At 33.7% G+C, this 16,892-nt stretch carries 14 protein-coding genes; 4 read left to right on the top strand and 10 right to left on the bottom strand.

The genetic code is table 11. The features are described from left to right. Position 1: 1 nt before the first annotated feature. The 5 genes from QMA06_RS12750 to aroC form a co-directional block, all read right to left on the bottom strand. Positions 2 to 334 (bottom strand): hypothetical protein, encoded by a 333-nt coding sequence (locus QMA06_RS12750; RefSeq protein ID WP_290207254.1) that lies wholly within the window; start codon positions 332 to 334, stop codon positions 2 to 4. 33 nt (positions 335 to 367) lie between these two features. Further along, the gene (locus QMA06_RS12745; RefSeq protein WP_290207253.1) at positions 368 to 1,177 is read right to left on the bottom strand and encodes a sulfurtransferase; all 810 of its coding nucleotides are present in this window, start codon (positions 1,175 to 1,177) and stop codon (positions 368 to 370) included. 45 nt (positions 1,178 to 1,222) lie between these two features. Continuing rightward, positions 1,223 to 2,260: a glutathione synthase gene (gene gshB, locus QMA06_RS12740; protein ID WP_290207252.1), complete on the bottom strand. Its 1,038-nt coding sequence runs from the start codon at positions 2,258 to 2,260 to the stop codon at positions 1,223 to 1,225. 458 nt (positions 2,261 to 2,718) lie between these two features. Continuing rightward, positions 2,719 to 4,164, bottom strand: a complete 1,446-nt coding sequence (locus tag QMA06_RS12735; RefSeq protein ID WP_290207251.1) for a dicarboxylate/amino acid:cation symporter — start codon at positions 4,162 to 4,164, stop codon at positions 2,719 to 2,721. Positions 4,165 to 4,327: 163 nt separating this feature from the next. Further along, entirely contained in the window at positions 4,328 to 5,398 is a 1,071-nt protein-coding gene (aroC, locus tag QMA06_RS12730; protein WP_290207250.1) for a chorismate synthase, read from the bottom strand. Between the two features lie 207 nt (positions 5,399 to 5,605). Between aroC and QMA06_RS12725 the strand changes: the two genes are divergently transcribed. After that, positions 5,606 to 6,472 (top strand): UDP-2,3-diacylglucosamine diphosphatase, encoded by an 867-nt coding sequence (locus tag QMA06_RS12725; protein ID WP_290207249.1) that lies wholly within the window; start codon positions 5,606 to 5,608, stop codon positions 6,470 to 6,472. Here QMA06_RS12725 and QMA06_RS12720 read toward each other — a convergent pair. Next, positions 6,464 to 9,430 (bottom strand): FAD-binding and (Fe-S)-binding domain-containing protein, encoded by a 2,967-nt coding sequence (locus QMA06_RS12720; protein WP_290207248.1) that lies wholly within the window; start codon positions 9,428 to 9,430, stop codon positions 6,464 to 6,466. The genes QMA06_RS12725 and QMA06_RS12720 overlap by 9 nt on opposite strands. Positions 9,431 to 9,570: 140 nt before the next feature. On the opposite strand from QMA06_RS12720, the gene QMA06_RS12715 reads away from it, so the two are divergent. Further along, a complete protein-coding gene (locus QMA06_RS12715; RefSeq protein ID WP_290207247.1) occupies positions 9,571 to 10,065 on the top strand; it encodes a hypothetical protein in 495 nt (164 codons plus the stop codon). Positions 10,066 to 10,133: 68 nt separating this feature from the next. Then, positions 10,134 to 11,855, top strand: a complete 1,722-nt coding sequence (locus QMA06_RS12710) for an FAD/NAD(P)-binding protein (protein ID WP_290207246.1) — start codon at positions 10,134 to 10,136, stop codon at positions 11,853 to 11,855. Here the strand turns inward: QMA06_RS12710 and QMA06_RS12705 are convergent. Further along, on the bottom strand, positions 11,852 to 12,625 hold the full coding sequence (locus tag QMA06_RS12705; RefSeq protein WP_290207245.1) for a TIGR03915 family putative DNA repair protein: 774 nt from the start codon (positions 12,623 to 12,625) through the stop codon (positions 11,852 to 11,854). The two genes, QMA06_RS12710 and QMA06_RS12705, sit on opposite strands and share 4 nt — an antisense overlap. Further along, positions 12,626 to 13,888: a putative DNA modification/repair radical SAM protein gene (locus QMA06_RS12700; RefSeq protein ID WP_290207244.1), complete on the bottom strand. Its 1,263-nt coding sequence runs from the start codon at positions 13,886 to 13,888 to the stop codon at positions 12,626 to 12,628. A gap of 253 nt (positions 13,889 to 14,141) precedes the next feature. Here QMA06_RS12700 and QMA06_RS12695 point away from each other — a divergent pair, with 253 nt between their 5' ends. Next, positions 14,142 to 14,756, top strand: a complete 615-nt coding sequence (locus QMA06_RS12695; protein ID WP_290207242.1) for a hypothetical protein — start codon at positions 14,142 to 14,144, stop codon at positions 14,754 to 14,756. A 185-nt stretch (positions 14,757 to 14,941) separates the two neighbouring features. Here the strand turns inward: QMA06_RS12695 and QMA06_RS12690 are convergent, their stop codons facing one another. Further along, positions 14,942 to 16,468 (bottom strand): GH3 family domain-containing protein, encoded by a 1,527-nt coding sequence (locus tag QMA06_RS12690; protein WP_290207241.1) that lies wholly within the window; start codon positions 16,466 to 16,468, stop codon positions 14,942 to 14,944. Between the two features lie 2 nt (positions 16,469 to 16,470). Further along, a complete protein-coding gene (locus QMA06_RS12685; RefSeq protein ID WP_290207473.1) occupies positions 16,471 to 16,770 on the bottom strand; it encodes a pyridoxamine 5'-phosphate oxidase family protein in 300 nt (99 codons plus the stop codon). Between the last annotated feature and the right edge of the window lie 122 nt (positions 16,771 to 16,892).

The raw sequence follows: 16,892 nt of genomic DNA, 5'->3' as shown, positions 1-16,892 counted from the left end.
GTTACTTTTTTAATAAACGTTTTAAAAAACGTAGCATATTTTGCTCTAAAACAGTGAATTCTTTGTTGGAAAAAAATAGAACTTTTATATCTTCTAATAGCATATCCAATTCATCTTTGTTATAATTATGCTGATCTAAACTCAACGTAATTTTTTTAATGCCTTGATAGTCATTATCACCATTAAATTCGTCATGTATATCTTGAAATGTTGTCTTATCTATTTTAGAAATTATTATTTCCCGTTCTTTATATAATTCTTTAAAATCTGCATTAGCAGCAAATAATAAAATATAAGCGACAAGTTCGTCTCTTGTCCAGTCGATTGTATTCATACTTACAACCCAAAAAGTAGGGGTGATTTTATATTAAGTTAAACTTCCGTATTCAGTCCATGAACCGTCATAGACTACTAAATTTTTATAATCACAGATGGTTGCTGCTAAAGCTAAAATACAGGCCGTAATACCTGAACCACAACTAAACACCAAATTCGTTTTATCATCTACTAAGTTATTCAAGATTTTTGAAAGTTCTACTTTAGATTTTAGCTCATATCCATTTAGTAATGTCGTATAAGGAATATTTTTTGAATTTGGAATTGTGCCCCGTCTTAAACCCTCCTTAGGCTCATCAACTTTACAATTAAAGCGATCCGCTGAACGTGCATCGATTATAAGCGTATCCGTTTCGATACTAAATTTATTTATGCCTTTAAAATTTGTCATTAAATCAGGATGATATTTAGCAACAAAATTTCCTTGATCATACGTTTCATTTTTATAACTTTCAACGGAGTAATCTAGTTCTTGCCACTGTGGAAGTCCCCCATTTAAAACAGCAACAGTATCAAAACCAAACACCTTGAATAACCACCAAATTCTAGCACTGGAGTAAATACCTTTATCATCGTAAACCACAATAACAGCATCTTGATTAATACCTAAAAGTTGAGCTTCATTTTGAAACTGTTCTTTTGATGGCAGCGTGCTTGGAAACGGTGCCGAAGTATCACTGAACTTCTTTTTGATGTCTAAAAATCGTGCATTAGGTATTCTTATTGAAGCGGCATCTATAACTTTATTAATTGTGGCATCTAGTACAATTAAGTTGCTAGCATGTATATTATTATTCAGCCAATCAGCAGAAACTAAATTTGGAATCTTATTTATTTTCATATTTAAATATTCTTGTGCGACATACACACCACTAGCAAGTTAACTCTATGCTTCATCAACAGCCTTTCTTAATCGAGTGCGCCTATCAAACGCTTGTAATTGATCTAAAACCTTACTTTCTAAAAAATCGATAACCTTCTCCTCTACCCGGGTTTTATTTTTATAAACTTTATTAATATACGTAATACCTCCGGGTGACATAACGTTGACTTCAACTAACTTCCCGCCAATAACATCAATACCAACAAAATACAAACCATCTTTTACTAATTTCGGACCAATTTGTTTACAAAGGGCTTTTTCTTCTTTCGTCAACGTATGTTTGGCAATGCTTCCACCAGCAGAAACGTTGGAACGATGATCTTCTGAACCCGGTATACGTTTCATGGCACCAACAGGTTCGCCGTTTAACAATAAAACTCTAACATCACCTTGATCTGCGCCTTCGATATAATCTTGTAGAATAACATAATTAGAAGTACCATCTCCAGAAGAAATATAGAAATCTAACAGAGAATTGATATTGTTCATTGCAGATTTCTCAATGAGTATTACTCCAGATCCACCAAAACCATTTAGTGGTTTTAATATCATTTTATCTGCCTTTGATTCTTTTATTTGCTGAACTAAATATTTTTTATTTTTAGAAACATGGGTGTTAGGAATGATGTTACTATGAGCATCTCCAAAAGCCGCGGTATAAAGTTTATTATTAGCTTCACGCATACCTTGAAGTGAATTTATAATGAATACATCATCTTTTACAGAGTCTAAAAAATTCAACATCAATGGATCTAAGGGAGGGTTTGCTCTGAAAAAAATCGCATCAAATCCTGCTAATGGTAACATTTCCTCCCGTAACTTTACCTTGTTATAAAATGATTTTAAGGTGGACGGCACTTTATCCATTCGTCCAACAACGTTACAAAAGGCATTGGTTACACTGTCTCTAATCGTTAAATTAGATGGTGTACACATTGCGACTCCGTGACCACGTTTTGCACATTCCTTAATTAAGGCTAGACTTGTATCGTTTTCAGGATCAATTTGTTCCCAAGGGTACATTATAAAGCAAATATTCATTCTAGTTGTTTTATTTTGAATTAATTGCTTTAAAGTTAGAAATAATTTTAGCGCTTCACAAGATTAATATAGCGCCAATTTAAAATTCAAAAATTATAATAGATTACTAGGCCATTTTAAGGATAGCATTCAGATCTATTCAGAATGAATGTTGTTAATTAAAAAAGTAATTATAGTTTCACTTATAATCTCAACTTATGTGATTTTGATATCACAAAATCAATTTCTTAAATAGTTATTATAATTTAAAAAGGAATATCTCTTGGTTGTAACTTAATAGGTATTAGAAACATGTTCGGACTTTATCAAACATTCTAAACTCTAGTTACCTAACAAAGACGTATAAATAATATTTCTTCAACATTAATCTAGAAAAAGCTATACCTATCTTTAAATTATCTAACGGATGTTGACAAAAAATATAGTCCAGAATATCTCTTATCGTGATAAAATTCTACTTATGAATCTAAATCAAACGTTTCTGTTGGGCTATTTTTCTCCTCATAATCGAGCATATTTTCTCCATCGGCAATTATGGAGCATACTGTAGCATCACCAGTTACATTCACAACGGTTCTAAACATGTCTAAAATTCGATCTACAGGAAAAATAATAGCTATCCAAGCCGGATTAAGGCCTACAGAACCTAATACAATAATTAACATCACTAAACCTGCACTTGGTACAGCTGCTGAACCAATAGACGCCAAGGTGGCAGTTACAACTACGGTAACTTGTTGTCCTAGGGTAAGATCTATCATGTGCATTTGCGCTAAAAAAATAACCGCCACCGCTTGATACAAGCTTGTACCATCCATATTAACGGTAGCACCTATTGGTAATACAAAACTGCTTATTTTTTTATTTACACCGAGATTTTGCTCCACACATTCCATAGTCACCGGAAGCGTTGCAGCACTACTCGAGGTTGAGAAGGCCAAAGTTTGTGCTGGACTCATAGATTTAAAAAAACCAGAATATGGTATCTTTTTTACGAAAAGTTTTAGGATCATTGGGTAAATCACAAATATCATAAAGAGTAATCCCCCTAAAACAGTCAGCGAATACCAACTTAATCCCTTAAAAATTTCAACAACCTTACCAATATCATTACCTGCCATTTTGCTAACTACACCAGCTAATAACGCGAATACAAAAAACGGTGCTGCTTGCATCACAATATCTACCATTTTGAGAAATACCTCATTAATACTATCCACAAGATCGATAACAGGTTTTGCTTTAACTGAGGGTATAAACAATAAACACACCCCGAAAAATATAGCGAAAAATATAATTTGAAGCATTAAACCATTGTTAGACAGGGAATGGAAAAAATTACTTGGAACAATATCTACTAAAGGTTGTAACGGAGTTGTGTCTTCCCTACTTTTTACAGTCTCCATTTTATCTGCCACAGAAACTTCTTCTAATTCGCTTTTAGACAAACTTGAAATTTCTTGGGCGCGTTCAAAAAACTCAGGATCTTTAAGGTAGTTAATACCATCTTTTATTTCATACCCTTCAGCATCTGCCCAAATCTCATAACTTATTCTATTATCTATACGGCTTTGTTCATCTATAAGTTTTCCAGGTTTTACAACATTGACCAGTAAGAGGCCCATAGAAATTGCCATTATCGTAGTCAATAAATAAATACCTAAAGTTTTTCCTCCCATGCGGCCCAAACTAGAGGGATCACCTATATTAGCCACACCGCTGATAATAGAAAACAAAACTAAAGGCACCGCAATCAGTTTTAACAGATTGATAAATATAGTTCCAAACGGATCAATCCAATCAATGGTAAATTCGCTCCATCCCATTGAGCTCGATACCAAAGCCCATATGATACCGAGTACCATTCCTATAATAATTTTCCAGTGTAGTGCTAGTTTTTTCATATTATGCTGAATTTGTTTCAGTAACTATTCCCGCTAAAACGGTAATTTTATAAATTAATTTAAGTTGTATTTTTAATCCTTTTCTAATACTATAAGTTGGTCATATACTTTGTTTGAATAGTCTTCATCAAATTTTAGACGCTTGGTTTTTATTAGACTAGAACTACCATTGCTTAGATTCCTGCCGGCGTAGTAGCGTGTAATCCGCCAAAACCAAAGCGGCCATAGCTTCTACAATAGGTACCGCTCTTGGCACAACACATGGATCGTGACGACCTTTGCCCTGCATTTCTACAGTTTCTCCTTTACTGTTAATCGTTTCTTGCTTTTGTAAGGTTGTTGCTACAGGTTTAAACGCTACTCTAAAATAAATATCCATACCATTAGAAATTCCACCTTGTACTCCTCCCGATAAATTGGTCTGTGTACTTCCATCTTCATTAAACTTATCGTTATGGTCGCTTCCTTTCATTTTTGCGCCACAAAAACCACTTCCATATTCAAAACCTTTAACAGCATTTATAGAGAGCATTGCTTTTCCTAATTCCGCATGAAGTTTATCAAACACTGGCTCACCTAAACCTGACGGTACATTTTGCAATACGCATGTAACGGTACCACCAATGGTATCACCTTGTTTTTTTATAACTTCAACTTTTGAAATCATTTGTTGTGCAATTGTTTCATCTGGACAACGAATAGCATTATTTTCAATTTTACTAAAGTCTAAATCTTGATAGGGTTTATCAATAAATATTTCACCCACAGAAGAGGTAAACGCATTAATTTTAATACCGTTTAAAAATTGTTTAGCAATCGCACCTGCTACCACTCTACACGCCGTTTCTCGAGCAGAACTTCGTCCTCCTCCTCTATAATCTCTTACGCCATATTTTTTATCGTAGGTATAATCGGCATGACTAGGACGATATACATCTTTAATATGCGAATAGTCATTTGATTTTTGGTTGGTATTATGAATAATAAATCCAATCGGAGTTCCTGTAGTTGCACCTTCAAAAATACCCGAATAAAACTCTACAGTATCTGGTTCTTTCCGTTGGGTTACAATTTTTGATTGTCCTGGTTTTCGGCGATTCATTTCATTCTGAATCGCTTCAAAATCGAGCTGTATTCCTGCCGGACATCCGTCAATAATACCACCAATTGCTTTTCCGTGTGATTCACCATAAGTGGTAAGCTTAAATAATTTTCCGAAGGAATTTCCTGCCATTACAATTTATTTTACGCTAATGTAATTGTATTATTATAAAAACGAAAATACCTTAAGATATTTCCTACTCTATTAATCCAAATCAATTACAAGAAATCCTTAACATTTAGATTATACTTTAATAACATTCTACTCATAGTTAGTTAATTATAAGATAACTAAATTCATTAAAATATTGTAGTCCTTTGATATACAAATTTTTGAATTTTGAAAATAAGACGAAAAGTAGAAATTGTTGTCATTTCAGACGTGCATTTGGGCACTTACGGTTGTCATGCTAAACAACTATTGACTTATTTGAATAGTATTGAACCAAAGAAATTAATTTTAAATGGCGATATCGTAGATATATGGCAATTTAAAAAACGTTACTTTCCGAAATCGCACCTTAGTGTCATTAAAAAAATAATGGATTTCGCTGCAAATGGTACCGAAGTGATTTATATTACAGGAAACCATGATGAAATGTTGCGGAAATTTGCAAATACAGAAATTGGAAACGTTTCTATTGTTAATAAACTCGTTTTAGATTTAGATGGCAAAAGAGCTTGGTTTTTCCATGGTGATGTGTTCGATATTTCTATTCAAAATGCAAAGTGGTTGGCAAAACTCGGAGGTTGGGGTTATGATTTTCTGATCCTTATAAATCAAATGGCAAATTGGATTTCTGACCAATTAGGAAAAGAGCGTTATTCTCTATCTAAAAAAATTAAAAACAGTGTAAAAGGAGCGGTTAAATATATTAGTGATTTTGAAAATGTCGCCACAGATTTAGCAATTGAAAACGGTTATGATTATGTAATTTGTGGTCATATCCATCAACCAAAAATGTTTATAAAAGAGAATAAACGTGGCAAGACTACCTATTTAAATTCTGGTGATTGGATTGAGAATTTTACGGCTTTAGAGTACCAGTTTAAACGTTGGAAAATTTACAATTATAATAAAGATAAACTATCGGCATTTTATGCTGACGAAGACATTAAAGACATGGAATTTAAAGATTTAATTGCCGCCATAACAATTGTAGAACAACCCGAAACCAAAAAAAAGAAGAAAGATAAATTAAAGTAAAGCTTCTTTAAGTATGGAAATAGGATGTTTTGCCACTCTACCAGTACCATCTTTAATCTGATGCCTACAACTTGTACCGTTCGCTGAAATTAATGTTTCTTCAGCAGCTTTACGAATTGCAGGAAATAGAGTTTGCTCTCCTATTTGCATACTAACATCGTAATGTTCTTTTTCGTAACCAAAACTACCAGCCATGCCGCAACATCCACTAGGAATTAGTGTAACTTTGTAGTTTTCGGGTAAACTTAAAACATCAAAACTCGATTTTTGATTCGTTAGTGCCTTTTGATGGCAATGCCCATGAAACTTAATTGTTTTTTTATCTTTTGTGAATTGCTCTGAAGTTATATGTCCTAATTGAATTTCTTGTTGAAGGAACTCCTCAATTAAAACCGTATGTTTTGCAATCAATTGTGCGGATGCCTTATCATCTGCTAACCTAATGTACTCATCTTTAAAAGTTAGAATTGCCGATGGCTCAATGCCAATTAAAGGGGTGTTTTCAGAAATTAAATTCTTAAATATAGATACATTTTCATTCGCTACTTTTTTGGCACATTCAAGTAAACCTTTAGAGAGCATCGCGCGTCCAGATTCGGCATGCGAAATGATATTTACCTTATAATTTAATCCGCTCAAAAGCGCAATGGTATCTATTCCAATATCAGAATCTAAGTGTTGGGTAAATTCATCATTAAATAGGTAAACTTCTTTAACAAAATTATTATTTACTAATCTCTGATTAATTTTTTCACTTTCTTTATTTAAGTTTTTACTTGAAATTAAAGGTAAGCTACGTTCTTTAGCAATTCCGCCAATTGATTTTATTATTGAACTCGTAAATCCGTTGGAAAATATAAAATTTGTTAACTTCGGAAACTGACTTGCATAACCATTAATTTTATGATTGTAAGCAAATAATTTCGTTCTCAAAGACACACCATTTGTTTTTTGATATTGGTACTGAAATTCGGCTTTCAAACTGGCCACATCTACGCTACTCGGACATTCACTTGCACAGGCTTTGCAACTTAAACATAAATCGAAAACGTCTTTTAGTTCTTTATGGTTGAACTTATTTTCTTTCTCGGAATTCGTCAAGAATTCACGTAAGGCATTTGCTCTCGCTCTCGTCGTATCTTTTTCATTTTTGGTCGCTCTGTAACTTGGACACATCGTGCCACCAAATTCAGGTAATTTTCGGCAATCACCAGAACCGTTACATTTTTCGACTTCTCGTAATATACCTTCAGACCTCGAAAAATCTAAAAGAGTTTCAATTTTAGGTTCTACTCTATCGGTTTCATAACGTAAATTTTTATCCATAGGATAAGCATCTACTATTTTATGCGGATTAAAAATATGGTTGGGATCAAAAACTGTTTTAATTGTTTTTAATATTTGATAATTAGCGTTGCCAATCATCATTGGAATAAACTCTGCTCTAACGATGCCATCTCCATGTTCACCAGACATAGAACCGTTATATTTCTTTACCAACCTAGCCACTGCTGTGGTTATTTCCCTAAAAAGTTCAACCTCTTTGGTTTGTTTTAAATCTAAAATAGGACGCAAATGTAATTCACCTGCTCCGGCATGTGCATAATAAACCGCATTCTGGTTAAAGGATGTCATCAAAGCCGTAAATTCTGAAATATAGGCATCTAAATCTTCAAGTGCAACCGCTGTATCTTCAATACACGCCACGGCTTTTTTATCTCCAATAAGATTGCCTAATAATCCCAATCCCGCTTTTCGAAGTTCTACAGCTTTATCTATAGCGTCACCTGTTAATACGGGATTTGCATAATTAAGATTTAACATTGAAACAGTTTGCAAAAACGCTTCAATCTGTAATTTTAATTCTGCGGATGAATCTGCTTTTAACTCACACATTAAAATCGCCACAGGATTTCCTTGAATAAACATCCTATTTTCTTGTTGGGTTTTATTATGCTTGGTGAGGTTTAAAATAGAATCGTCCATCATTTCACAGCTATGCAAATTGTGCTGCATCAAATGAGATATCGATTTTAAACAAGCTTCAATACTATCAAAGTGAAGCGCAATCATCGCACTTTCTGTTGGTGGCAAAGTATCGAGCTGTAATGTAATTTCGGTTGTGAAAGCTAAGGTGCCTTCACTGCCTGTCAACAATTTACACATGTTGAAGTCTAAACTCGAATTCGAATTAATATCTCGATGACTATCGGTCAAATTTGAAGTTAAGAAAACATCAGATTTTATCAATTCGTCAATAGCGTAACCTGTGTTTCTTCTGTGTATGGTTGGTTTTGGGAAGTTTTCCTTTATTTGCTGTTGTACGCTTTTAGGCTGTAAAGCTTTATAAATCGTTTTATAAATGGTGCCTTCAAGTGTCGTTAATTTTATTTTATCTTGAAATTCTTCTGAAGTTAAACTTGTAAATTCTACTTCATTGCCATCACTCAAAATAGTTTTTAGACTTATAACTTTATCGCGAGTAACGCCATATTGAATCGATGTGGTTCCAGACGAATTATTACCAACCATCCCACCAATCATACATCTATTAGATGTTGACGTATTTGGACCAAAAAACAATCCAAATGGTTTTAAATAATTATTCAATTCATCCCTTACTACTCCTGGTTGAACGGTCACCGTTTTTTCGGTTTCGTTAATATTTAAAATTCGAGTAAAATATTTGGACACATCAACTACAATGCCTTCTCCAACACATTGTCCGGCCAAAGAAGTTCCTGCGGTTCGCGGAATTAAAGACGTGTTATTCGTTTTCGCAAAATCTATTAAACGCTGAATATCGCCATTAGTTCTTGGCAAAGCCACAGCCAAAGGTAATTTTCTATACACCGAGGCATCGGTAGCGTACAATTTTCGCATTAAATCATCAAAATGCAACTCGCCTTTTAATTGCGATTTTAAATTTTGTAATTCTTTAATGTTTTCATTTTGCATAAGCGTTAACAATAGACTTAGACGGGTTATAATTTTATCTTAAAATTATGGCTAAGTATTCAATTTACTGCTAATTTTGACATTACAATAATATGCAATTTTAAGATTGCTAAAACTAAGAATTTTTAACTCAAAATATTATGAAGAAATTAATTTTATTAAGTACAATTTTAATGGGATTTGCTACGGTTACCAATGCTCAAGACATTTCCAAAAATGCTATTGGTTTAAGATTAGGTGGAGGTGATGGTTTTGGACCTGAAATCTCTTACCAACGCGCTTTAAGCGATAACAACCGATTGGAAGTAGATTTAGGCTGGAGAAGTGGAGATAACTACGATGGCTTTAAAGTTGCTGGTCTTTACCAATGGGTTTGGCAATTAGATGGCGATTTTAATTGGTACGCAGGAGCTGGTGGTGGTCTTGGATCTTATGATTTTGACAATGGGTTTGACCGCGATTATGGTAGAGATTATAATGAAACATTTGTATTTATCGCAGGTAATGTCGGGGTAGAATATAGTTTTGATTTTCCGCTCTTATTGTCTTTAGATTTTAGACCAGAACTTGGTTTTGGTGATTATAACGATGACTTAGATTTTGATATCGCCTTAGGTGTGAGATACCAATTTTAGTAAAACAAATACTATTTAAATATATATAGCCACCTTTATTTAAGGTGGTTTTTTATTAATTTCGATTCATGAAAAAGCTTGCTATTATTGGTTTAGGTCCAAGAGGTCTTTATGCACTAGAAAATTTACTGGAGCAGTTGTCTAAATCAAATAAAGTTGTGGACATCATTGTTTTTGAAAACTCCGAACAACTTGGTGCAGGCTATGTGTGGCATGATGCTCAACCCGATTCTAACTGGATTAACATTACAGAACGGGCTTTAAGCGGTATTGAAAAAAGACCTGAAATAACTTATGCCGATATTGTTATAGAGCCTTTTCCTTCTTATCACGACTGGTGCAATTTTTCTTTAAAACCTAGTGAAATTGACACATTTCCTCCAAGAAATAAGCTTGGAAAATATTTAGTTGAACGTTATTCATCTATCGAGAAAACTGTAAAAAATTTAGCGACATTCAATCTTATAAAATCTGAAGTTAAATCCATAAATTATTCTGATAATTATAAAATTGAGATTAAAACGGCTAATAAGGCGTGGATCTGCGATGACGTCCTTTTAACCATTGGTCACCAACCTACTGAGCTTTCAGAACAATTACTTATGTGGAAATCGCATGCCACAAACCAAAATGAATTGAGACTTTATGACACTCCTTATCCTATTTCAGAATTAAGAGATATTAAAAACAATACCGGTCTCACTATTGGGATTAGAGGATTCGGATTGGGAATGATTGATGTTATGCGCTATCTCGTTATCAATAATTATGGGAATTTTAAAGTGGTGGATAATGCAACATTAGAAACCGTTTATTATAAGGTAAAAAAGCAACAGTTAACGCTCATCCCTTTTTCTTTAGATGGATTGCCCTTGGTACCAAAGCCGCTTAATGAAACCATTGATAACTGGTACGAACCTACTACACAGGAATTAGAATTTTTTAAGGCTGAAATTGAAACAGTTGCGCAATCGGAAATAAACCCAAAAGACATCAACTTTTTAATTGCGCCTATGGCAAAAATAGCGTCACGCATCTTTATGGATTTAAACGAAAATGCTGTAGCTCACAAGTTAACTGCCACGGCAATTGAAGTTAAGATTTTGAATTGGTTAGCAGATGCGGATTATCAAGATAAATTACTTCAAGATGAAAAAATACCAACTGAGCAGTTGATTCAAGCATATATAAATATGGCATTGGGAAAAGTTCCTGTTTCGTTAGATTTTTGCATCGGACAAGTTTGGAGACATTGCCAACCCACATTATACAAGTCTTTTTCCCATCCGAAATTAAATAATGACATTATTAAAAAAGTTATTGATTTGGATGAACGTAGTAAACGATATTCTTATGGTCCACCCATTGAAAGTATGCAGCAAATCTTGACTTTGATTGATGCTAATGTTTTAAGCTTAGCATTTGTCAATGACCCAAAAATAAACTTAATTTCCAATGGATGGCATTTAACGAATTCCAAAGAAAAATCCATCGTGTGTACCGTTATGATCAATAGTATTTTGGATGAGCCGAAAATACTGGATATTAAAACGCTCCTAGTAAAGAATTTACTTGATAATAAGTTGATTCAACCCATTCATTCAGAACTAGGCATCGAAACTTCAGCAGATGGCTATGTTATTTCTCCTGATGATAAACCTAATTTACCGATTGCCGTTTTAGGACGATTAGCAAAAGGGAGTGTGATTGGTGTCGATGCGATTTTAGAATGTTTTGGACCACGAATTGTAGATTGGGCAAAAGCATATGTGGCAAAGCTCGAGCATTAATTGGGTTGTTTTTCGCTCAAATATTTCCAATAGCGTTTAGGGACATGTCTAATATGGAGTTTCATATTTTTTCGTGAAGCGATATTAGTTGCTTTAAAATAGTCTTGCCATAATTTCTGAAATTCAAATTCTTGTTCGGCAAAAAACTTATCATCTGTTTTTGTGAAATCAAAATTTTCTGGAAAATCCATGCGTATAATTTCTACCTTCTCTAAATCATAAAACAATCCGTAATGGCGTTTCTTGTCATAAATTAGCCATTTTTGATCAGCGTAACGTCTTTTAAAATGTTTTTCTATTAATGGCAGCACGTTAAAATCGGGTTCAATATTAGCAAAGTAAATGTTATCACTAGTTAATCTGAACCTTACAAAAGCTTCCATCCTATGCTTTTCACGTCCGACAGATTTAGCAATTTGCGCAATTTTTAAAACTGACGGATGCGCATAATCCTTGTCCACATTTTTAGATTTAGAAAATGCATACTGTATATAGTCTAACAATAGTAATTCTACACCGATCTGTTCACTCAAAAAAGCATAATAAAGTTGATACTTTCCTTGCGTAGATAACTTAGATTTTAAACCTTGCCAAACTCTATTGGCTTTAACATCGTCAGTTATAATGCGCTCCACTTCCGAAAACAACCCCTGCTGAACTACAAATTCATTTTGAATATTAACTGTCTCTAATTTATATTCAAACACATAAAATACGGCAGACAGAAATCCATCAAATGTACCGTCGTAAATTAAGTTTTTGTATTTCATCTAACCGAATAGATTTAATTGATTGCTTAAACTTTTCTGATATTTACTTGTGGAATTCTGAAGAATTAAACCTTTTATTTTTTCTGCAGTTAAATCTCGTTTCTCATAGAGGTTGCTCTCACAGACCATGAAATATTGAGCTCTATTGAGTGCGATTCCAATTTTTTTAAGATGTTCCCAATTCAATTTTCTAAAACGTCTAGCATTTAAAATTTTATACACCGATTTCATACCCAAACCTGGAATTCTTGCCAACATGCGTTTATCTGCAGTATTGATATCTACGGGAAATTCATGAAGATTTCGTAAAGCCCAACCTAATTTTGGATCAATATCTAAATCTAAATGCTGATGTTGTTCATTCAAAATTTCGCTAACATCAAACCCATAAAATCGCATGAGCCAATCGGTTTGGTATAAACGATTTTCTCGTAGCATCGGGACCGCACTTCCTATTTGCGGTAAACGATTATCATAACTTATAGGCACGTAGCCTGAATAATACACACGTTTCAGGTTATAATTTTTATAAAAATGATTTGAGGTTTGCATAATCTGAAAATCATTTTCACCACTCGCCCCAATAATCATTTGTGTACTCTGCCCTGCCGGAGCAAATTTAGGAGTGCTTTTTATGATTTTCTTTTCGGCTTTATACTGAATGATTTCATTCTTTACCTTAACCATTGGTTTAATAAAATCTTCGCGCTTCTTATCTGGAGCCAGTTTTTTGAGTCCGGCTTCTGTGGGAATCTCGATATTAACACTTAATCGATCTGCGTATAGGCCAGCTTCTCGCATCAACTCATCAGAAGCTCCCGGAATAGATTTAAGATGAATGTATCCATTAAAGTTTTCTTCTAAGCGAAGTTTTTTAGCTACAGCCACCAAACGTTCCATGGTGAAATCGGCGCTTTTGAAAATTCCAGAACTTAGAAAAAGTCCTTCGATATAATTCCTACGATAAAAATTTATGGTCAAATCTACCACTTCTTGAACTTTAAAAGCGGCACGTTTTATATCATTACTCTTTCTAGTGACGCAATATGTGCAATCAAAAATGCAATGATTGGTCAAAAGAATTTTTAATAGCGACACACAGCGGCCGTCTTCAGTATAAGAATGACATATTCCCATACCAGTGGCATCTCCTAATCCTTTATTGGTGTTGGCTCGTTTACTTCCACTGGATGAACACGAGACATCATATTTAGCAGCATCTGCCAATATTTTTAATTTTTCTTGGGTACGTTGAAAAGACAATTATAATTCCTCCTTTTTCTATAAAAATTTCGATAAACAAAAATACTACATTTAATAGTTTATTAGTGCTATTATTTGTAGTAAGTATATAAATTTTATTTATTATTGATTTGTCTTGATTGGAAGACAATAGACTACTATGCTGCTTGCGCCCGTAACTATTTAAACCCATTTTAATTATCCCACCAAATGGGTCAAAAATTTTACGAAACCCTTTAATATAATTAGAACCTAACCCTTACATTTCGATTATATGAAAAACTTCATAATCCTAACTTTATTAATTTTATTCTACAATATGAGTGCACAGCACAAAATCCCTGAAGATATAAGAACCAATGTAAAAACAGCTTTATCCTACTATCCTGAATTAGAAAACACCAATATTGAATTTCGATTTAAAAAGAATATAAAAAAATCGACCATGCAAGCGAGGCCAACTGTGGGTAGTTTTTTCAGAAGCCGAAAAAATAGAAATTATATAATTTTAATAAGTGAAAAATTTAAAATTGCAGATAAGGAGTTTCTAACAAGACATATTCCTGATGATATTTTTATTGGTTGGATTGGGCATGAGTTAGGTCATATTATGGATTACCAAGATCGAAGCAAGCTTAATTTAATTTGGTTTGGTATTACGTATTTATTATCAGAAAATTCTATTGTGGAAGCAGAACGTTGTGCAGATAGTTTTGCGGTTAAACACGGTATGGAGGATTATATTTTAAAAACTAAGGATTTTATCCTTAATCATGCTGATATCACCCAAACCTATAAAGATAGAATTTCAAAATATTATTTATCTCCCGAAGAAATAATGGAATTAGTAGAGCATCGTGATGCAGAAAAAAGTGCGATTGAAAATTGATTTTATGAAATTCTTTAATGACGTAAATTAATTGGAATATTATGTTAAAATGAAAAACACCCCTAAAGTGTCCTCTAAGGGTTATTTTAAACATTTAGTCGTTTGCAAGTATTTATTTTTTCAAGTTAGAAACGAGTTATAAGTAACGTTGAAAGAAAGGATAATGAATAATTATAATTAATAACTTAATTCTGTTTCACAAAATCTTCCCACTCCGCAAACTTATCTTCGTTCATAACGCGTTCCATTTTAACCTGGCCACCTTTTTTCTTATTTCGTTCATTCCAATCGTAAAAACGTTCTGGTGAGATCACTTCCACCTTTACGCCGTGCAACGCTTTACTCCTAGCCACTTTATAATTCTTATTCGCGCTTTTCAGGCTATCATCCAAAGCATTGGCAATTTCAGAATTATCAACACCTTTTAATTCTGATCCTAGATACCAACAATGGTAAAATTCATCATCCTCTCCACGTTTGGCACAGATAGTGTATTCTGGAATGGTAGTGTCAAATTTTTCTTCTAATTCGCGCATAGCCGTATCCATTTTATTTACTGATAATTGCGAACCAACTGTATTTAAGAAAAACTTAGTGCGACCGGTAATTTTAATTTCCGCACGTTCTACATCGGTAAATTCAATAGTATCGCCAATTAAATAACGCCATGCTCCACTTACTGTACTAATAATTAGAACGTAATCTTGATTTAATTCCACTTCATTAATTGCCAAAGCTGGTGCTTCCTCTTTAAGTGAGCCGTCTTCATTTATATAGTTCGGTTTGAACGGTACAAATTCAAAATAAATACCATTATCCGTATTGAGTTGCATGGCATCGGTTTCTGGTCTTACTTGTGTAGCAATATATCCTTCGGACGCCAAATAGGTATCGATAACCGTTACGGGTTTTCCTAATAACGCATTAAAACTTTTTTCATAAGGCCCAAAAGCAACACCTCCAGAGGTATAGACTTGAAGGTTTGGCCAAATCTCATGAATATTTTTTAATTCATGATATTCTATGACTTTTTGAAGCATTAATTCTATCCACGATGGAATTCCACTAAGCGCCCCAATATCCCATTCTTCTGCGCGTTCTGCAATCTGTTGCACGCGCTCGTCCCAATCTTCAATTTGAGAAATTTCAATACCTGGCTTATAATAACTACGAAACCAATTAGGAATATTGCTTGCCGTTATTCCGCTAATTTCACCCTCAAGATGGTCGTCTTTTTCGTCTAAATCTGTAGAACTACCCAACATCATAATTTCTTTTTCAAAAAAATCGGCAGGAAGATCAAAATTATTTAAAGCAAAAACTTGTTTAATTCCGGCGTCTCTAATAGCATCAATCATATCGTCAGTCACAGGAATACGTTTACTAGTTTTACCAGTTGTACCAGAACTTATAGCAAAGTAAGACGGATTTCCAGGCCAGGTAACATCTGATTCCTCTTCGTGAAGTTTGTGCCACCATTCCTTATTAATTTTATTATAATCGAAATAAGGTATATGCTCGGCAAAGGCTTTTTGAAGATTTGCAGACTCTAAGAGCGTTTCAAATCGATAATGCTTCCCAAATTGCGTGTCTTTAGCTTTTTGAAGCAAATCTGTTAAGACTTTTTTTTGTGCTTCTGCATGATCTGTTTCCGAAGAAAAGGTGTCTTTTAATTCAATAACACCTTTAATAATGTTTCCTAATATTGCCATGTTTATATATTTAATGTTCCTTTATCACTAGTATCGCTTTTTTCGCCAGTGATCGCCGCTTTTGCCATTTTAAAAATAGTCACCGCTTTATTATTTTTTTGATCCCAGTAGTATGCATCTTCAATCGTTACACAAAGTAACGCTAGATTTGGATCGTCTTTTCCACTGAACCAAACTTTTAAAAATGAAGACCAAAGGTCATCCACTTTTTGTCTATTTTCGGTAATTTTTGCTTTGCCATAAATAGACAAATATTCTTGATCGCTTTGATTAGCGTAGGTTAAATGTAATCTATTATGTATTATACTGAAATAGGTTGACTCTTTTTGGTTACTATTTAGACGTTCAAAAGATTTTTTTTAGCCGTTTAGAAGGCAAAAAAATAGTTTGAACTGGGTCAGTTCTTAAATCGTAAGTTCAGGTA

This window comes from Winogradskyella bathintestinalis (assembly GCF_030407435.1).
In the GTDB taxonomy this organism is placed as follows: domain Bacteria; phylum Bacteroidota; class Bacteroidia; order Flavobacteriales; family Flavobacteriaceae; genus Winogradskyella; species Winogradskyella bathintestinalis.
The sequence above is the reverse complement of the archived record's forward strand: the minus strand, read 5'-3'. Positions and strand labels throughout refer to the sequence as shown.